Origin of the sequence: Streptomyces paromomycinus (genome assembly GCF_003865155.1) — a bacterium.
Classification (GTDB): domain Bacteria; phylum Actinomycetota; class Actinomycetes; order Streptomycetales; family Streptomycetaceae; genus Streptomyces; species Streptomyces chrestomyceticus.
Genome location: NZ_BHZD01000001.1, coordinates 8,777,425 through 8,792,453 on the forward strand (window position 1 = coordinate 8,777,425; position 15,029 = coordinate 8,792,453).

The following is a 15,029-nucleotide window of genomic DNA, read 5'->3' on the forward strand; positions in this document are numbered from 1 at the left end:
AGGTGCACAGTGTTTCCAGTCGGTGGTTACGGGGCGGTGGGGCGGAAGGAAACCCTACGCCGAACATGATGTTGGCTCCCTTCCATTGCGGCAATCCGGCGGTTACGTAACGAATGCCTATAAGCGGGGGAACGGTGCTGTCACTGCCCGTAGTACGGCCCCGCCCCGGGCCGTGAGCCCAGGAGCGGGGCCGCGCCGTCTTCCCTGCGTCAGCCGCGCAGGTTCGTCCTGAGGTGGCTGTGCAGCTCCGCCGGAGAGCCCGCCAGCAGTTCGTCGGCGACCTCGACCTCGACCAGCTGCTGGCCGGGACCGGCCACGAGGCCCACCTGTTCCGGAGCGGATTCGCCGGATGCGGTGTCGGGGCCCTGGGTGGTGCCGAGGACGGCACCCGATTCGTCGAGCAGTACCTGAATCGTGGCCATGACTACACGCTCCCCCCGCGCCATTGGAATGTCACGGTCAGGGGCCCGGCATTGCGGACCCGTGCCCGGTAGGAAAGGTGGTTGTTGCCTTCCAGCAGTTCACCGATCTCTATGGTGTACAAGAGCCCGTTGGGGTTGAGCGGGCGGGCCTGAATCAATTGCGGGCCGACGTCCCCGTTGCCGCCCCAGTTGAAGGTCCATTCCTGTGTGACGCCCGGTGCGATGGTGCCACCTCCGGCGGTCCACGCCATGCCGTTCTCCTCGCTCGTAGAACTCGTGCTCGGTTTTTCTTGGCCCGTACTCGCGGGACGAGCCCGCAGGCAGGGGCAGAACGGCAAGCGTCACGGTTCGGACGGCGGCCGGGCAAGAGGAAGGCGGAATTCATCGCGCAATTCGCCGGATAAATGGCGCAGCCGCGTGGACACGGGGAATGTGGTGACCCGCCCGGCTACGCCCGACGAAGGAATCCGCCGCTGTCGTCCGTGACGCAGTTCCGGAGGATGTGCGTATGGGATGAGGCCGTTCCCTTTTCGGGGGTACGCGGCCCGCCGCAATACATGTCGTAGAGCGCTGAACTTTTCCCGCAATCGCGCCCCGAGGGAGTTCTGTCAGGCGTTCTCCGTGCCGCCCGGCGCCGCCGCCCGCACCAGCGTCACGGCGGCGTCGCGGGCGCGCAGGGCCGTGTCCGCGTCGCCGCTGATGGTGGCCGTCGTGATGGCGCCGTCGATCAGCAGCGCCAACTGCTGGGCCAGGGCGGCCGGATCGTCGGCCGGCAGTTCCCGTACGAGGCCGGCCACGTACGCGTGCACGGCGTCCTTGTGCTCGCGCGCGGCACGGGCCACACCTTCGGAGACGGCGCCCAGTTCACCGAAGGCGTTGAGGAAGGCGCACCCCCGGAAGCCCGGCGTGGTGAACCAGGTGTGCAACCAGTCGAAGACGGCCGCCGGCGCGTCCTCGGGCGTGGCGGCATGCTCCCGCACATGGCCGGCCAGGGCCGCGCGCCAGCGCTCGTCACGGTGCCGCAGGTAGGACTCCACCAGTTCGTGCTTGGAAGGGAAGGACTGGTACAGCCGCTTCAGGGACACTCCGGACGCGGCACGGATCTCGTCCATGCCCACGGCCTGGATGCCGCGGGCGTAGAACAGTTCCTCGGCGGCGTCGAGCAGCCGTACCCGGGCTTCTTCCTGGTGCACGAGGGCCTCCCGTTGTCGCCGAGAACGATCGTTCTCTAGAGTAGCGGACGACGCGGAGAACGCTCGTTCTCCGTGTGGTTCCTCCTGCAAGGAGTCCGTCATGACGTCACGCCCCCCGCTCCCGCCGTTCGACCGGGAGAGCGCGCTCAAGAAGGTCCAGGCCGCCGAGGACGCCTGGAACACCCGCGACCCCGAACACGTGGCCCTCGCCTACACCGAGGACACGGTCTGGCGGAACCGGGACACGTTCCTCACCGGCCGCGCCGAGGTCACGGCCTTCCTCCGCGAGAAGTGGTCGCGGGAGCTGGACTACGCCCTGCGCAAGGAACTGTGGTCCTTCCAGGACGACCGGATCGCGGTGCGGTTCCAGTACGAGTTCCACGACGCCGCCGGCCAGTGGTGGCGCGGCTACGGCAACGAGCTGTGGGAGTTCACCGGCGAGGGGCTGATGCGGCGCCGCGAGGCGAGCATCAACGACGTACGGATCAGCGAGGCGGAGCGGCGGATCTTCGGCCCGCGGCCGGCCGAGGAGGCCGGGAGCCTCATTCCGGTCCGGTGACCTGAGCCCGCGCGGTGTCCGTGACCGCAACGCGCTCCGCCCCGCCGGGGGTCCCGGCGGGGCGGAGCCGTGCGGCGGTCCCGGCGCGCCGTTGACGACGACGGGCGCGCCGGGACCGGCGTCACACGATGTTCACCGTGCTCACTTCACGTTGATCGCGGTCCACGCGGCCGCGACCGTCTTGTACTCGGTGCTGGAGGCGCCGTACAGGTCGGCGGCGGCCTTCAGCGTGCCGGTGCGGGCGCCCGCGTACTTCGTGGTGGAGGTGAAGTACGTGGTCAGCGCGCGGTACCAGATCTTCTCGGCCTTGTCGCGGCCGATGCCGGTGACCTTCGAGTTGTCGTAGGTCGGGCTGTTGTAGGTCACGCCGTTGATCGTCTTGGTGCCGCTGCCCTCGGACAGCAGGTAGAACCAGTGGTTCGCCGGGCCCGAGGAGTAGTGCACGTCGACGTTGCCCAGCGACGAGGACCAGTAGTCCTTCGACGCGCCGTCCTTGGAGGGCTTGTCCATGTAGCGCAGCGGCGTGCCGTCACCGTTGATGTTGATCTTCTCGCCGATGAGGTAGTCGCCCTTGTCGGCCGCGTTGTTGGCGTAGAACTCGGTCGCCGTGCCGAAGATGTCGGACGTGGCCTCGTTCAGACCGCCGGACTCGCCGCTGTAGTTGAGCCGGGCGGTGGCGGCGGTGACGCCGTGGCTCATCTCGTGCGCGGCCACGTCGAGCGCGGTCAGCGGGTTGGCGTTGTTCTGGCCGTCGCCGTACGTCATGCAGAAGCAGGAGTCCTGCCAGAAGGCGTTGACGTAGCTGTTGCCGTAGTGGACGCGGGAGTAGGCGCCCTTGCCGTCGTTGCGGATACCGTTGCGGCCGAGGACGTTCTTGTAGAAGTCCCAGGTGACCGCCGCGCCGTAGTGCGCGTCCACGGCCGCGGTCTGGCGGCCGCCGCCCCACTTGTCGTCGGCGTCGGTGAAGAGCGTGCCGGTGCCGGACGTGCCCTGGCGCAGGTCGTACGTCTTGTGGCCGCCGCGGGCGCCGTCGGTGAGGTTGTAGGTGCTGCCGCTCTTGGTGGTGGTGAGCGGGACGGTGCCGCTGTACGAGCTGGTGCCCGTACCGGTCTCGATCGTCTCGTCCTGGAAGAGCTTGGCCCCGGTCTTCGCGTCGGTGATGACGTGCAGCTCGCTGGGCGTGCCGTCCTTCTGGACGCCGGTCACCACGGTCTCGTACGCCAGGACGGGCTTGCCGGAGGCGGCCCAGATCACCTTGCGCGGCGCGTCCTTGGCCTCGGCCTTGGTGTTCTTCTCGGCGGCGGAGGCGGACAGCGCGCTCTTCTTGGCGGAGGCGGCGGGCTGGGCGGCGTCCGTGGTGGACACGGCTATCTTGGCCTGCGTCGCCTTGTCGACCGTGCGGGTGCCGTTCTTCTTCTCGTGGACGACCAGGTCCCCGCCGAGGACCGGCAGGCCCTCGTACGTGCGCTCGTAGCGCGTGTGCACCGTGCCGTCCGCGTCCTTGATGACGTCGCGGGCGACGAGCTTCTCCTGACCGCCGAGGCCGATCTTCTGCGCGGTGCCGGCGGCTTCCGCCTGCGCGCTCTTGATCGCGGTCACGCGCTGCTGGGCGGACAGCGCGACGGCGGACGCGCCGGTCGCGGCGTCGGGCTGCGCGGTCGCCGACCCGGTCTGGACGGTGACCGCGACCATCGCGGCGGAGGCGACCAGCGCGGCGGCACGGAGGGTGTACTTGCGGGGGGTGGAGGTCATGCGTCTCAACTCAGTCTCCTAGCGCGAGCCGCATGGGTGCGGCCCGAATGAGGGGGAGGGCGGGCCCTGTCGGGCCGCCCGGTGGTGCAGGAGTGAATCGAGAGGAGAGTGCCATCACCCGACCGCCTTTGTCAGGTCTTCAACAAGGATTTCACAGGGGGTTTGCCGAAATGCGGTTGTTTGTCGCCGATTTCTGGTCGGTTGCAGACCCTTTTTGTGAACGGCTGATGGCGTGCGGGGTGGAGGCCGAGGGCTGCTCGGCGGCGGGTCCGCGGGGCGGCCGGTCGGCCTGACGTGGTGTACGCCATCGCCGTACCGCATGCCGGAGGCCCGGCGCCGCCATCGGACGCCGGACCTCCGTACCGCGACGGAACGCTGCCTCAGGGGGTGGGCAGCTTCGCCGACCAAGCGGTCACGGACAGCGTGCCGTTGTCCACTTCCTGGTCGAACGGGAGCACGCTGTGTCCGTTTCCGCCCCGCGGCGAAACCTGCAGGTACTTGGCGTGCGCGGTGTTCGCGCCGGTGTGCGTCCACACGAGGTCGGCGTAGGCGCTCTTGCCCGGCTTCAGCGTGACCGGGTGCTCGCCCGGGTCCTTGGCGAAGTACGTGTCACCGTGCCGCGCCGTGGTCTTGATCGCCGTGTGCCCGGCGCCCTCCAGCGCCAGCCCCGGGTAGCCGGAAATCGTGCAGGTGCTCTTGCCGACGTTCTCCATCCGCAGGTACGTGCCCGCGTGGTTCATTCCGGCCTGGCTCCCGCCCGCGTCCGTCGTGGTGACCTTCAGTGTCCCCGGCTGGCAGGCTGCGGCGCGGGGCGCCTCCGGGCCGGCGGCGGAGGCGACGCCCGCGCTCGCTCCGGCGGCCAGGGCGGCGGCAGCGGCAACGGCGGCTGCCGTACGCAGACCACGCATGTCTGATCAACTCCCTCTTCCCCGGCATTCCGGGGAAAACGCTCGTGATGCACCCACCCGCCTGCCCCCTACACGCACTTCGACACGTGCCCCGGTGCGGTGGCGGGCTGGTACGGCCTTCCTTGTCCCCGTGCGCTCCACCCTGCGGGCGGGCGCTGATGGACGGCTAACACCCGGCTAACGTCGCGGGACGGGGAGGGGCGGGGAGGGACGGGTAGGGATGGGGCACGGTGAGGCGGGTGCCGTACCGGTCAGTTCATGGTCGACCCGATGGGAGCGTTCCCGGTGGTCAGGAAGCTGGTCGCCGGGAGTGAGCCGTCCGCCCGGCGGGGCCCGTACGCGGTACGGGCGTCGGTGGACCGGAACGCGGGCGTCGCCACGCCGCGGTCCCAGTTGTTCCCGGCCGACACGGCGGCGGAGCCCACCTTGGCGGGGCGGTCACCGTTGGCGGCGGCCAGGTTCTTGGCCAGCCGTGCCGTGCCCGTGGCGAAGTAGAAGCCCGCCTTCCGGTTGGCGTACGCGGTGTTGCGCTGGAGGGTGGTCGCGCCGGGGTTGCTGTTCTCGGTGAAGCCGTGGAGCGTGTTGTCCCAGGCCGCGTTGTTGATCACTGTGTGCGGGGCGACCGTACCGCCGCCGCCCAGTTTGAAGCCGTTGCCGTTGCCCTCGAAGGCGGGGTCGTGCCAGCGGTTCTTGCCGTTGCCGTAGGCCCAGGTGTGTTCGATGGTGACCGGACCGGCGAACTTCCAGAGGTCCAGCCCGTCGTCGGCGTTGCCGGACAGCCGCGCCCCCGTGATCCGGTTGCCGCGGCCCGAACCGAACTTCACGGCGATGCCGTCCGCGTTCTGGCCGTGCGTGGCCCGGTCGTAGTTGCCGTGACTGTCCAGGTTCCGTACGAGGTTGTCGTTGGTGCCTTCGCCGCGCAGGGTGAAGCCCGAGTTGCCGTTGTCGGCGGTCACCAGGTTCTCGAAGACGCCGCCGGTGGAGGACGTGGCGACGAAGCCGTGCGCGGGCGACTTCTGGAAGGTGAGGTTCCGTACGGTCCAGTAGTCACCGGATATCCCGGCCAGCCAGGATCCGGCGGGCAGCTTCGAACCGTCGATCCGCACCTTCTCGCTGCCGTACGCGGCGAGAGTGACGCGGGCCGTGGGCGTGCCGTCGGCGGAGCTCTTGAGGCTGCTCGTCGGGTAGTACGTACCGCCGCGCACCTGGATGGTGGTGCCTGCCGCGGCATGCGCGACGGCGTCCTGGAGGGCCGCGGTGGTCGAGACGACGACGGCCTGGGAGGCCGCCCCGGCCGTACCGGGGGCGAGCGCGAGCCAGGCACCTCCCGCGCCGGCGGTCGCCGCGACGGCGGTGACGACGGTCAGGGTGCGGGTCCTGCGGTGGCGACCGGTGTTGCTGCGCACGGCAGTTGTTCCTCTCGTGGGGGACGGAAGCGGCGGCCGGCCGGGCTCGGTGCCCGGGCCGCACATGTCCTTGTCGCCGCGGGGGAGGGAAAGGTTGCCGCTTGGGGGAGCGGTGTGGGTGGGGCTGGGGCGTCTGCGGGACGCGTGCGACGCTTGCGCTTGCTGGCGTCTCCCATGGAGACAGTGGGGTTGAGCCGGTGCATTCCCGTATGCTCGCCCGCCCGGGTATCGCGACGGCGGTCGCACTCGGCGCGACCACACCCACTCTGAGTACGACGGGCTTCTTCCGGTGGACCACGCTGTCGGCCGGCGGGATCAGCTGATGCACCGACGTGGAACGGCCTCGCGGTGGTGATCCCCCCGTACCCGTGCCCGAACTGCCTCGCGGCGGTATGGCGGTGCGGCGGTGCGGCGGTGCGGCGGTGCGGCGGTACGGCGGTACGGCGGTACGGCGGTACGGCGGTGCGGCGGCCGGTGGCACGGCGGCGCTGGGCCACAGATCGGCAGGGATGGATACTGATCTTCATGCGTATCGACTTCGACCCCGCACAGTTCGACCGGCAAGGCTTCTACCGACTGCTCACGGCGACCGTGGTGCCGCGGCCCATCGCCTGGGTATCCACCATCTCCGGCGAGGGCGTGGCCAATCTGGCCCCGCACTCCTTCTTCAACATCGCCTGCGTAGCGCCGCCCGTCCTGCAGTTCTCGGCCGTCGGGCGGAAGGACACCCTCCGCAACATCGAGGAGACCGGCCAGTTCGTGGTGAACTTCGCGCCGGAGGAACTCGCCGGGCAGATCAATGAGACGGCGACCGACTTTCCGCACGGGGTGAGCGAGTTCGACGCGGTGGGGGTGGCTTCCGAACCGGGTCTGCGGGTCAAGGCACCGCGGGTCGCCGCCTCGCCGGTGGCCTTCGAGTGCGAACTGCACAGCACCCTGCGGTTCGGTGACTCGACCGTCGTTTTCGGCCGGGTGGTGCACGCCGCCGTGGCGGAAGAGGTCATGACCGACGGCCATCCGGAAATCCGGAAGATGCGGCCGCTGTCCCGGCTCGGCAAGGACGAGTGGGGGACGACCGGCGACGTACGGGAGATCTCCCGTATCCGGTACGCCGACTGGCAGGGCCCGGCGGCGGGAGCCTGACCGGAGCCGGAGCCGGAGCCGGAGCCGGAGCTGGGTGACCGGCAGCCGGAGACCGGCGGCCGGAGGCGCGTTCGGGAGCGGGCGTTCGGAACCGGGCGCTGAGGGGCCGGCGCCCGGCGCCCGGATCCGGCAGGTGCAGGCACCCGGCTTCGCGCGCCCGGCGGACACCGGCAGACGCCAGGGGAGTGGCACGTTTCGAGTAGCGCGTTTCGACCCCCTCCCCCTTCTGTCCACTTCCGCATCACCCTGGTCTCCGAGACTCTTCAGTGACCCGGCCCGCAGACGTGGCGGGCCACCGGCCACTGGAGATGCGATGACCAGATCGACGGGCTGTTCCGCCGCGGTGCCGGAATTCCCGACGGACGCGGCACCGGACTCCGCGGGCGCCGCTCGCGCCTCCGTGGGGCCCTTCAGCCGCCGTACGGCACTGCGCGCCGTCGCGGCGACCGCGGTCGGTACACCGGCCCTCGCTTACGGAGGGGGCGCCGCGCACGCCGCCCGAGGCGACCGGCGGCTGCGCGCCATGACGTTCAATCTCCGGTACGCCTCGGACCAGCGGCCCAACTCCTGGCCCGAACGCCGCCCGGTCATGCGGGAGTTGCTGCACCGGGCCGCGCCGCACCTGATCGGTACGCAGGAGGGTCTCTACCACCAGCTGCAGGACATCGCGGAAGACCTCGGCGACGACTACGCCTGGCTGGGCACGGGCCGGGCCGGCGGCAGCCGCGACGAATTCGCCGCCCTCTTCTACGACATCCGTCGGCTGACCCCGGTCGAGTACGACCATTTCTGGCTCTCCGACACCCCGTACCTGATCGGTTCGGCGACGTGGGGCAACACGGTCATCCGGATGGCGACTTGGGTGCGCTTCCGGGACCTGCGTACCGGCGGTGAGTTCTACGCCCTCAACACCCACCTCGACCACCTCAACCAGTACTCGCGCGAGCGCTCCGCCACCCTGATCACCGACCGGCTGCGCGCGCTGGACCCGGCGATCCCGCGCATCGTCACCGGCGACTTCAACGTCCCCGCCCACAACAACCCGGTGTACGACACGATGCTCGGCCGGGGCTCACTCGTGGACAGCTGGGACACGGCCGATTCGCGCAGCACCCTGTACGCCACCTACCACGGCTACCGGCCGCTGGTACGGGACGGCGAGCGGATCGACTGGATACTCACGTCACCGTCGATCCGGACCCACCGCGCCGTGATCGACACGTTCTCCGAAGGCGGTCAGTTCCCCAGCGATCACTTGCCGGTGCGCGCGCTGCTGGAGTTGCCCGAAGCCCCCAAGGCCCCCAAGGCCTGAACGGTCCCGTCACCGCCGTCACCATGGCCGTGGCCGCCGCTGCGGCCCCGTATGTGAAGCCCGGCCAGCAGGTCGTGGGTCGCGGCCGTCACCGCGTCCACGGCCTGCTCGAACACCTCCCGGTTGTGCTCGGCCGGCGCGCGGAATCCGGAGACCTTGCGGATGTACTGGAGAGCCGCGGCCCGTATGTCGTCCTCGGTCACGTCGGGCGTGGCTGGGGGCCTGAGCGTCTTGATGCTGCGGCACATGTCTCCAGTGTGCCTCCCCGGCCCGGCCGCGGCAGGCGATTCCCCCACTCAATCAAACATGTGCTCGAAATGGTGTCCCGCCGTTCTCCTCCCTCCCCTTCTCTGCTGGAATGCCGACATGAACGATCAGGATCACGCGCGGCCCTCCGCCCCTTCCTCCGGCGCCGAGCGCTCACCGGACCTCACGGATCCAGCGAACCTCGCCCCGGCCGTCCGCGGCCGCCTGGCCACCGAGCGGATCGTCTGGCTGTGCACGCTGCGCCGGAACGGTTCGCCGCACGTCACGCCCGTCTGGTTCGTCTTCGTACGCGGCACGTGGTGGATCGGCGCGGACCGCGCCTCGGTGAAGCTGCGCAACATCGAGAACGACCCGCGGGTCTCGCTGGCCCTGGAGGGCGGCGAGGCCCCGGTCGTGGCGGAGGGACACGCCCGGACATGGCACGTGCCGCCAGGCGCCGCGGCCACTCCGGACGCCGAACCGACCCCCGGGGCCGCATCCGTACCGCCTGCCGCATCCGTACCGTCCGCCGCAGCCGTGCCGCCCGCCGCAGCCGTACCGTCTGCCGCGGCAGCCGTACCGTCCGACCCCGCCGTGCCCTCCGACGTCGTCGCCGCCTTCCTCGCGAAGTACGACTGGGACGTGACCGCGACGCCCCCGTCGGCCTCGGGACGCTCGGGCCGGGTGCTCTTCGAGGTGCCGGTCGACCGCTGGCTGCTGGCCGGCACGGCCCAGTAGCAGCCGGCGGACCCGGCGGAGGACGAGGCTCTCCTCCTACTCCAGCCCGGTGACCCGGAGCGTGATGTTGAGGCGCCCGCTCGCCAGCCCCGTCGCGGGGTCGCCGGTCCCCGGACGTACCTTCGTCACCCCGTGGTAGGCGAACCGCGACGGTCCGCCGAACACGAACAGATCGCCGGAGGCCAGCTCGACGTCGGTGTAGGGACGCCCGCGGGACTCGGTGTTCCCGAAGCGGAACACGCAGGTGTCGCCGATGCTGAGCGAGACGACCGGGTCGCCGGACCGCTCGTCCTTGTCCTGGTGCATCCCCATCGTGGCCCGGCCGTCGTAGAAGTTGATCAGAGCGGTGTCCGGCGTGTAGCCGACCCCGGCGGCCGTGTCCTCGTACGCGTCGGCCAGCGCCGCCTGCCCCAGCTCCACCAGCCAGTCCGGGAACGCGGCGACACGAGCGCCGTTGACGTCGTCGGCGGTGCGCCGGTACGTGTACGGCTGCCAGTGCCAGCCGAGGCACACCGTCTGTACGGACATCACGCCGCCGCGCGGCAGCCGGGTGTGCCGGAGCGGAACCGGCCCCCGCGCCCAGTCGCGGCAGGCAGCGACCAGCTTCCGCTGCCGCTCCAGGGACAGCCAGCCCGGCACGTGCACCGCACCCGGCGCGGGCCGGGAGCGTACCGGCTCCGGGCCGCCGAAGCCGGGCAAGGGCATGTCCACAACAACCTCACTCCCGGTCCGGCGCGGCCCTGACCCCGACCCTGATCCCGGCCCTGGTCTCAGTCCTGACCCAGACCCCTACCTGGCCTTGGTGCCTTGGTGCCTTGGCGCCTTGACGTCTTGATCCTGGCCCCGATTCCGTTCCCGGTAGGCGCGCGGGCGGCTGGGCACGCGCCCCTCCACCCTTTCCCGCCCCATTTTCCCTCACCGACCGGGACTATCGGCTACTCCACAGCCTCTACAGCCTCTACAGCTTCCACAGCTTCCACAGCTTCTCCGCTCTCCTCGGCCCCCGCCGTCTCCGCCGGCTCCGCGATCAGCGCGGTGGCGACCCGCCGGAAACCGATCCGCTCGTAGATCCGTGCCACCTCGTCGTTGTTCGCCGACAGGAACACCGTACGGACGCCCCGCTCACGGGCGTCGGCCACCAGCGCGGCGGTCACCGCGAGACCCAGACCGCGGCGGCGGGCGCTGGGAAGTGTCCCCACGCCGACGACCTCGCTGACCGCGCCGACCGGCTGATGCTGGCCGGCACTCAGGGCGACGCCGTCCTCCTCCGCCACCGCCACCGCGGTGTACCCGTCCCGTATGCGCTCCGCCACGACGTCCACCGACCCGTCCCCGACGAGCTGCCGGGCCGCCTCCGCCAGCTCGCGGGCGCCCGCCGCGCCCACCTGGGTGTCGGGCTGCGCGAAGGCGAGATACGGTACGGCGACGGCGTACGGCAGCGCCGGGTCACCGTCCTCGATCACCCGGACGCACACCGCCTCCCCGGCCCCACCGGCAGCTCCCGCTCCGGCCGCAGCCCCCGGTACCGCCCCCGCCCCCGTTTCCTCCCCACCCGTCCCACCAGCCACTGCGCCTTCCGCTGCCCGCCCCCTGCTCAGATCCAGGGCGAGCAGCGGGTGCTCATGCACCACCAGCCCCGATTCCTCCACCGCGGCGCGCAGGTGCGGCGAGTTCTCGGCCACCCACTCGAAGTTCTCCGGCACGCCCAGCTCCCGCTGCCGGCCGCGGACCCGCTCCACCTCGGCGGTGGTCACCGCGTCCCCCGTCCGTCCGAGAGCGGGCCGCGCGTAGTACGGCCAGCCCCGTCCGTCGCGTACGAAGAGGGTCAGCGTCCCGAAGTCCTCGGCGAGGGCACCAGTGCGCGGAACGGCGTCGTAGTACTCCTCGATCCGGCCGAGCAACTGCTCCAGCAGCAGGTCGGCGTGGCGGTTCTCGTCCATCTCGGCAGCGTTCACGCCCGCATCCAAGCAGCGGTACGCCCCGCACCGCCAATGGTTTCCGATCACGCGCCGTCGCGGCTTTCCCTTCCGCCGTCCCCGGCCCCCGCCTGCACCCTCGCGGCAGCGGCCTGCAGTCGGCTCAGACGGCAGCCTCGACGACACCCCCGCGGGCCGCGAGCGTCCATATCTCCAGCAGTCGCGCGTACTCCGCACGGTCCTCAGCCGTCCACGACCGGCCGCGGCGGGCACGCACGAACCGCCGGATCGCTTCGTTCGCGTCGGCCGCAGCAACGGGCGCGCCCGTGCAGGGGGAAGGAGTTGGGGACATGCCGTACATGCTAGGGGCGGCCACTGACAACGTCCCCTCCCCGAAGTCCCCCCGCCCGCCGCGTCACTGCGTCGGCATCGGCGGGGGCACCATTCGCAGGCGGCTGACCTGCCATGACCGTTACATGCCCGGCGTACGGGATTCTCCATATGTGTCCAGACCCACACCCTCCGCTCACGCTGCGTCCACGTTCCGCCACACCCATGAGCCGAACGGGTGACCCCAACGGCCCCCCGCTCCCGTCCCTTTCCGTCCCCGCCGAAGTCCCCGTCGGCCCCTGCTGTCCCGCCGGCCGCCGACATTCTTTCCGCAGCAACAGCCCACCCCACCCTCCCCACCCCTCCGCACACTTCCCCCTCTCTCCCTTACCTCCGTCTCCTTCCCCCCTCCCTTAGGCCAACCGGGTAAATCGTCAGAAAAGGCGCGTTTCTCCTTTCATATGACCGATCGCCGAGGGTTGAATCGAAGCGTCAGTCACTCTCAGCACGCCTCAAAGGAGGATGTTGGTATGCGTTCTGTCATGCGTCCGCTCTTCGTCGGCCTCGCGGTGGTGGGCCTGTCCGCCGCCGGCGTCGTTGCGGCCCAGGCCCACGGTCACGACGACGACCTCGTCAACATCAGCAAGTACACCAACGCGCCGAGCCACGCCTCGCACAACTGGGGCAGTGGCAACTGGAACTCGGCGGCCCGATTCGGGGACCTGGCGCAGGACTGATTGCCCCAGCGCCTTGATGGCGGGCACATCCGGCATCCCACCGGGTGTGCCTGCCGGCACACGAAAGGTCCGGGCGAGGCGCCTCTCCCGCCTCGCCCGCCGATCCGTGTCCGGCCGCGCGCGTCTGTGCCCGCCCGCACCCTTCCGTGCTCTTCCGTACTCTTCCCTGCCCGTCCGTGCCCGTCCGATCCCGAGGACGCCGGTGCCATGGCGAATGACGACGAAACTCCCGAGCAGCGGATCGTGCTGCTGCAAGCGCGGCTGCAGCACGCGCAGTCCGAGCTCGCGCAACTCGCCCGCAGGCGGGACGAGCTCGAATCCGCGCTGAAGTACGTGCTCGACAAGGCGGGCGGCGCGGTGACCGTCACCCGGCAGGACCGCGACCGCCTGCGCGCCGTCGCCCGCGTACGCATGCGCTACGAACCCTCCGACGGCAGCTGGCACTACGAACTGCGCTGAACCGGCTCCGGCTCCGGCCGCGACTCCGGCCCTGCTTCCGCAGACGCCAGTTCACGCATTCCCTCGCCCCGCCTCCTTTCAACGGCTCCGGAACGGGTATCACACAGAAAACCCACCCACTGTGTGCCTCGGAGCCGCGGATGCAGCATGCCCTGCCCATGCCCGGAGACATAGGTCTCACCCGAATCAACGGCGATGTGGGCCGCTTGATCCGTATCGGCCAATGGCTGAACGGAAACGGATTCGGTGATTACCAGCACGCCTTCCTCGTACTGCCCGGCGAAAAGCTGATCGAAGCCGAACCCGGCGGCGCGACCATCCGTTCCCTGTCGGCCTACGACGGTGTGGACGTCCTGTACGTGTGCCCGGAAGGGCTCACCGACACCCGGCGCGAGGCGATATGTGCCGCGGGCCGTGGCTATGAGGGTGTCCCGTACAGCTTCCTCGACTTCCTCGCCATTGCCGTGCACCGACTGCACCTGCCCTTCCCGGGGTTGCGGCGCTACGTCGCCGCCACCGGCCACATGATCTGCTCCCAACTCGTCGACCAGAGCTACCAGGACGCCGGAGTCCGTCTCTTCGACGACGGCCGCTGGTCCGGCTACGTGACCCCCATGGCCTTGTACCAACTTCTGGCTCGATGATCCCGCGCCGCACCACCGAATGCGTCGTCCGGTAACGTCACTCCGCGTCCGTCCCCACCGATTTCGGTGCAGGCTCACGGGGTGATGACACGTCACCCCGTCTCGACGAAAGACGTCATCGGTGATTGAAGCATCGGTCGGTGCGGTGCCCGGCCTCGTTCCGGCATTCGTCGTCACGACCCTCTTACTGGCCGTTCCGGTCGGTCTCATTGCCGCGTCACGCGGTCGTTCCGCCGTACTGCCGGTGCTGTTCACCACGGCATTGTCCGGCGTTCTCACTGTGACGTTGATGCCGGGATACCGCGGAGCCGAAGTGCGCGGCACATGCGACCGTGGTCTGCCCGGCACTGCGTTTCTCGCCTCCGAATCAGCTCAGTTGAACGTCCTGCTGTTCGTCCCGCTGTGCTTTCTGGCGGTACTTCTCTTCCGGCGCCCGGTACTCGTACTCGCCGGGACAGTGCTGTTGACGGGCGGGATAGAACTCGCCCAGGGACTTCTGCCCCTGGGCCGCGCGTGCAGCTACGACGACGTCAAGGCGAATGCCCTGGGCGGCGTCATCGGCCTCTCCCTCGGGTGCCTCTGCCGCTACCTCTTCCCACGGGACGGCCGACGCCGTTCGCCCTTCACCCGCCGGGACACGCTGTGGGGCCTCGGCGCGGTCGTCGCAAGCGCCTGCGCCGTCGCGACGGCGTTCCCCGTCACCCTCACCATCGACGGCTACGAGGCGATGGCCCACCGTTCCAAAGCCGCGTTCGGCAACACCGACGAAATGCGGCAGTGGTTCGCCGGCACCGTGACGGAAGTGCTGGGAGCGCAAGCCGCCGGCAGCACGGCGATCCACAAACCGGAGAACAGCCGGCAACAGTGGCTCCTGCGCGCCGATACCGACCACGGATCCGTCGTGGCCACCTGGCCGGACCGCAAGCTCAGGGAACTCAGAACAGTGAGCCACCAGCGCGAAGCAGGCGCCCCCTCCCGTCGCGCCCCTTCCTCGTCGCGCTCCCTCCCCGACGCGGAACTCCGGAAGTCGGCGGAACAATTCGCCCGCACCTGGTTCCCCACGGAAACGGCTGACGCCGACGCCAGGTTCGAGCGCCCGAGGAACGATCCGGACACTCGCCTGCTGAGCTACCGCCACTACGACCACGGCGTCATGACACCGATGCGTCTCGACATCGTCGTGTCGACGAGTGGACGCATCCTGGGCCTGACCACAAAGGCACTCCAGGGGCACGGCACACCCTGACCTACCGCCGGCGCCCGC

General features: G+C 70.2%; 18 protein-coding genes. 8 read left to right on the forward strand and 10 right to left on the reverse strand.

All coding sequences use genetic code 11. The annotated features are described in order from the left end of the window. Window positions 1-209: 209 nt before the first annotated feature. The 3 genes from OEIGOIKO_RS37215 to OEIGOIKO_RS37225 form a co-directional block, all read right to left on the reverse strand. A complete protein-coding gene (locus OEIGOIKO_RS37215; RefSeq protein WP_125057724.1) occupies window positions 210-422 on the reverse strand; it encodes a hypothetical protein in 213 nt (70 codons plus the stop codon). A 2-nt stretch (window positions 423-424) separates the two neighbouring features. Further along, the gene (locus OEIGOIKO_RS37220) at window positions 425-673 is read right to left on the reverse strand and encodes a hypothetical protein (RefSeq protein ID WP_125057725.1); all 249 of its coding nucleotides are present in this window, start codon (window positions 671-673) and stop codon (window positions 425-427) included. A 357-nt stretch (window positions 674-1,030) separates the two neighbouring features. Beyond that, window positions 1,031-1,615, reverse strand: coding sequence for a TetR/AcrR family transcriptional regulator (locus OEIGOIKO_RS37225; RefSeq protein ID WP_125057726.1), 585 nt, complete (start codon window positions 1,613-1,615; stop codon window positions 1,031-1,033). A 100-nt stretch (window positions 1,616-1,715) separates the two neighbouring features. On the opposite strand from OEIGOIKO_RS37225, the gene OEIGOIKO_RS37230 reads away from it, so the two are divergent. Further along, window positions 1,716-2,174: a nuclear transport factor 2 family protein gene (locus tag OEIGOIKO_RS37230; protein WP_125057727.1), complete on the forward strand. Its 459-nt coding sequence runs from the start codon at window positions 1,716-1,718 to the stop codon at window positions 2,172-2,174. Window positions 2,175-2,315: 141 nt separating this feature from the next. Here the strand turns inward: OEIGOIKO_RS37230 and OEIGOIKO_RS37235 are convergent, their stop codons facing one another. The 3 genes from OEIGOIKO_RS37235 to OEIGOIKO_RS37245 form a co-directional block, all read right to left on the reverse strand. Further along, window positions 2,316-3,926, reverse strand: a complete 1,611-nt coding sequence (locus tag OEIGOIKO_RS37235; protein WP_174857270.1) for a M4 family metallopeptidase — start codon at window positions 3,924-3,926, stop codon at window positions 2,316-2,318. A gap of 380 nt (window positions 3,927-4,306) precedes the next feature. After that, complete coding sequence (locus tag OEIGOIKO_RS37240) at window positions 4,307-4,834, reverse strand: DUF4232 domain-containing protein (RefSeq protein ID WP_125057729.1); 528 nt, start codon at window positions 4,832-4,834, stop codon at window positions 4,307-4,309. Window positions 4,835-5,085: 251 nt separating this feature from the next. Further along, window positions 5,086-6,240, reverse strand: a complete 1,155-nt coding sequence (locus OEIGOIKO_RS37245) for a right-handed parallel beta-helix repeat-containing protein (protein ID WP_125057730.1) — start codon at window positions 6,238-6,240, stop codon at window positions 5,086-5,088. A 525-nt stretch (window positions 6,241-6,765) separates the two neighbouring features. Here OEIGOIKO_RS37245 and OEIGOIKO_RS37255 point away from each other — a divergent pair. Beyond that, window positions 6,766-7,383 (forward strand): flavin reductase family protein, encoded by a 618-nt coding sequence (locus OEIGOIKO_RS37255; RefSeq protein ID WP_125057732.1) that lies wholly within the window; start codon window positions 6,766-6,768, stop codon window positions 7,381-7,383. 313 nt (window positions 7,384-7,696) lie between these two features. After that, complete coding sequence (locus OEIGOIKO_RS37260; RefSeq protein ID WP_125057733.1) at window positions 7,697-8,695, forward strand: endonuclease/exonuclease/phosphatase family protein; 999 nt, start codon at window positions 7,697-7,699, stop codon at window positions 8,693-8,695. Here OEIGOIKO_RS37260 and OEIGOIKO_RS37265 read toward each other — a convergent pair. Next, window positions 8,635-8,943 (reverse strand): DUF2277 domain-containing protein, encoded by a 309-nt coding sequence (locus OEIGOIKO_RS37265; protein ID WP_246177801.1) that lies wholly within the window; start codon window positions 8,941-8,943, stop codon window positions 8,635-8,637. The genes OEIGOIKO_RS37260 and OEIGOIKO_RS37265 overlap by 61 nt on opposite strands. 118 nt (window positions 8,944-9,061) lie before the next feature. Here OEIGOIKO_RS37265 and OEIGOIKO_RS43315 point away from each other — a divergent pair, with 118 nt between their 5' ends. Beyond that, the gene (locus tag OEIGOIKO_RS43315; protein ID WP_246177802.1) at window positions 9,062-9,679 is read left to right on the forward strand and encodes a pyridoxamine 5'-phosphate oxidase family protein; all 618 of its coding nucleotides are present in this window, start codon (window positions 9,062-9,064) and stop codon (window positions 9,677-9,679) included. A 36-nt stretch (window positions 9,680-9,715) separates the two neighbouring features. Here OEIGOIKO_RS43315 and OEIGOIKO_RS37280 read toward each other — a convergent pair whose 3' ends face one another. The 3 genes from OEIGOIKO_RS37280 to OEIGOIKO_RS37290 form a co-directional block, all read right to left on the reverse strand. Beyond that, window positions 9,716-10,384 (reverse strand): alpha-ketoglutarate-dependent dioxygenase AlkB family protein, encoded by a 669-nt coding sequence (locus OEIGOIKO_RS37280; RefSeq protein WP_125057734.1) that lies wholly within the window; start codon window positions 10,382-10,384, stop codon window positions 9,716-9,718. Between the two features lie 230 nt (window positions 10,385-10,614). Then, window positions 10,615-11,634, reverse strand: coding sequence for a GNAT family N-acetyltransferase (locus tag OEIGOIKO_RS37285; RefSeq protein ID WP_246177803.1), 1,020 nt, complete (start codon window positions 11,632-11,634; stop codon window positions 10,615-10,617). Between the two features lie 124 nt (window positions 11,635-11,758). Further along, the gene (locus OEIGOIKO_RS37290; RefSeq protein ID WP_125057735.1) at window positions 11,759-11,947 is read right to left on the reverse strand and encodes a hypothetical protein; all 189 of its coding nucleotides are present in this window, start codon (window positions 11,945-11,947) and stop codon (window positions 11,759-11,761) included. Between the two features lie 508 nt (window positions 11,948-12,455). On the opposite strand from OEIGOIKO_RS37290, the gene OEIGOIKO_RS37295 reads away from it, so the two are divergent. From OEIGOIKO_RS37295 to OEIGOIKO_RS37310, 4 genes are all read left to right on the forward strand, one after another. Further along, window positions 12,456-12,662, forward strand: a complete 207-nt coding sequence (locus OEIGOIKO_RS37295; RefSeq protein ID WP_125057736.1) for a hypothetical protein — start codon at window positions 12,456-12,458, stop codon at window positions 12,660-12,662. A gap of 207 nt (window positions 12,663-12,869) precedes the next feature. Beyond that, window positions 12,870-13,121, forward strand: a complete 252-nt coding sequence (locus tag OEIGOIKO_RS37300; RefSeq protein WP_125057737.1) for a hypothetical protein — start codon at window positions 12,870-12,872, stop codon at window positions 13,119-13,121. A 140-nt stretch (window positions 13,122-13,261) separates the two neighbouring features. Continuing rightward, window positions 13,262-13,765: a hypothetical protein gene (locus tag OEIGOIKO_RS37305; RefSeq protein WP_125057738.1), complete on the forward strand. Its 504-nt coding sequence runs from the start codon at window positions 13,262-13,264 to the stop codon at window positions 13,763-13,765. Between the two features lie 121 nt (window positions 13,766-13,886). Further along, window positions 13,887-15,011, forward strand: a complete 1,125-nt coding sequence (locus OEIGOIKO_RS37310) for a VanZ family protein (protein ID WP_125057739.1) — start codon at window positions 13,887-13,889, stop codon at window positions 15,009-15,011. The last annotated feature ends 18 nt before the right edge of the window (window positions 15,012-15,029 follow it).

What these genes read in the sequence shown, in the direction of transcription:
- OEIGOIKO_RS37215 (WP_125057724.1), bottom strand. Translation starts at nt 422, where the DNA reads ATGGCCACGATTCAGGTACTGCTCGACGAATCGGGTGCCGTCCTCGGC.
- OEIGOIKO_RS37220 (WP_125057725.1), bottom strand. Translation starts at nt 673, where the DNA reads ATGGCGTGGACCGCCGGAGGTGGCACCATCGCACCGGGCGTCACACAG.
- OEIGOIKO_RS37230 (WP_125057727.1), top strand. Translation starts at nt 1,716, where the DNA reads ATGACGTCACGCCCCCCGCTCCCGCCGTTCGACCGGGAGAGCGCGCTC.
- OEIGOIKO_RS37235 (WP_174857270.1), bottom strand. Translation starts at nt 3,926, where the DNA reads ATGACCTCCACCCCCCGCAAGTACACCCTCCGTGCCGCCGCGCTGGTC.
- OEIGOIKO_RS37240 (WP_125057729.1), bottom strand. Translation starts at nt 4,834, where the DNA reads ATGCGTGGTCTGCGTACGGCAGCCGCCGTTGCCGCTGCCGCCGCCCTG.
- OEIGOIKO_RS37255 (WP_125057732.1), top strand. Translation starts at nt 6,766, where the DNA reads ATGCGTATCGACTTCGACCCCGCACAGTTCGACCGGCAAGGCTTCTAC.
- OEIGOIKO_RS37260 (WP_125057733.1), top strand. Translation starts at nt 7,697, where the DNA reads ATGACCAGATCGACGGGCTGTTCCGCCGCGGTGCCGGAATTCCCGACG.
- OEIGOIKO_RS37265 (WP_246177801.1), bottom strand. Translation starts at nt 8,943, where the DNA reads ATGTGCCGCAGCATCAAGACGCTCAGGCCCCCAGCCACGCCCGACGTG.
- OEIGOIKO_RS43315 (WP_246177802.1), top strand. Translation starts at nt 9,062, where the DNA reads ATGAACGATCAGGATCACGCGCGGCCCTCCGCCCCTTCCTCCGGCGCC.
- OEIGOIKO_RS37280 (WP_125057734.1), bottom strand. Translation starts at nt 10,384, where the DNA reads ATGCCCTTGCCCGGCTTCGGCGGCCCGGAGCCGGTACGCTCCCGGCCC.
- OEIGOIKO_RS37290 (WP_125057735.1), bottom strand. Translation starts at nt 11,947, where the DNA reads ATGTCCCCAACTCCTTCCCCCTGCACGGGCGCGCCCGTTGCTGCGGCC.
- OEIGOIKO_RS37295 (WP_125057736.1), top strand. Translation starts at nt 12,456, where the DNA reads ATGCGTTCTGTCATGCGTCCGCTCTTCGTCGGCCTCGCGGTGGTGGGC.
- OEIGOIKO_RS37300 (WP_125057737.1), top strand. Translation starts at nt 12,870, where the DNA reads ATGGCGAATGACGACGAAACTCCCGAGCAGCGGATCGTGCTGCTGCAA.
- OEIGOIKO_RS37305 (WP_125057738.1), top strand. Translation starts at nt 13,262, where the DNA reads ATGCAGCATGCCCTGCCCATGCCCGGAGACATAGGTCTCACCCGAATC.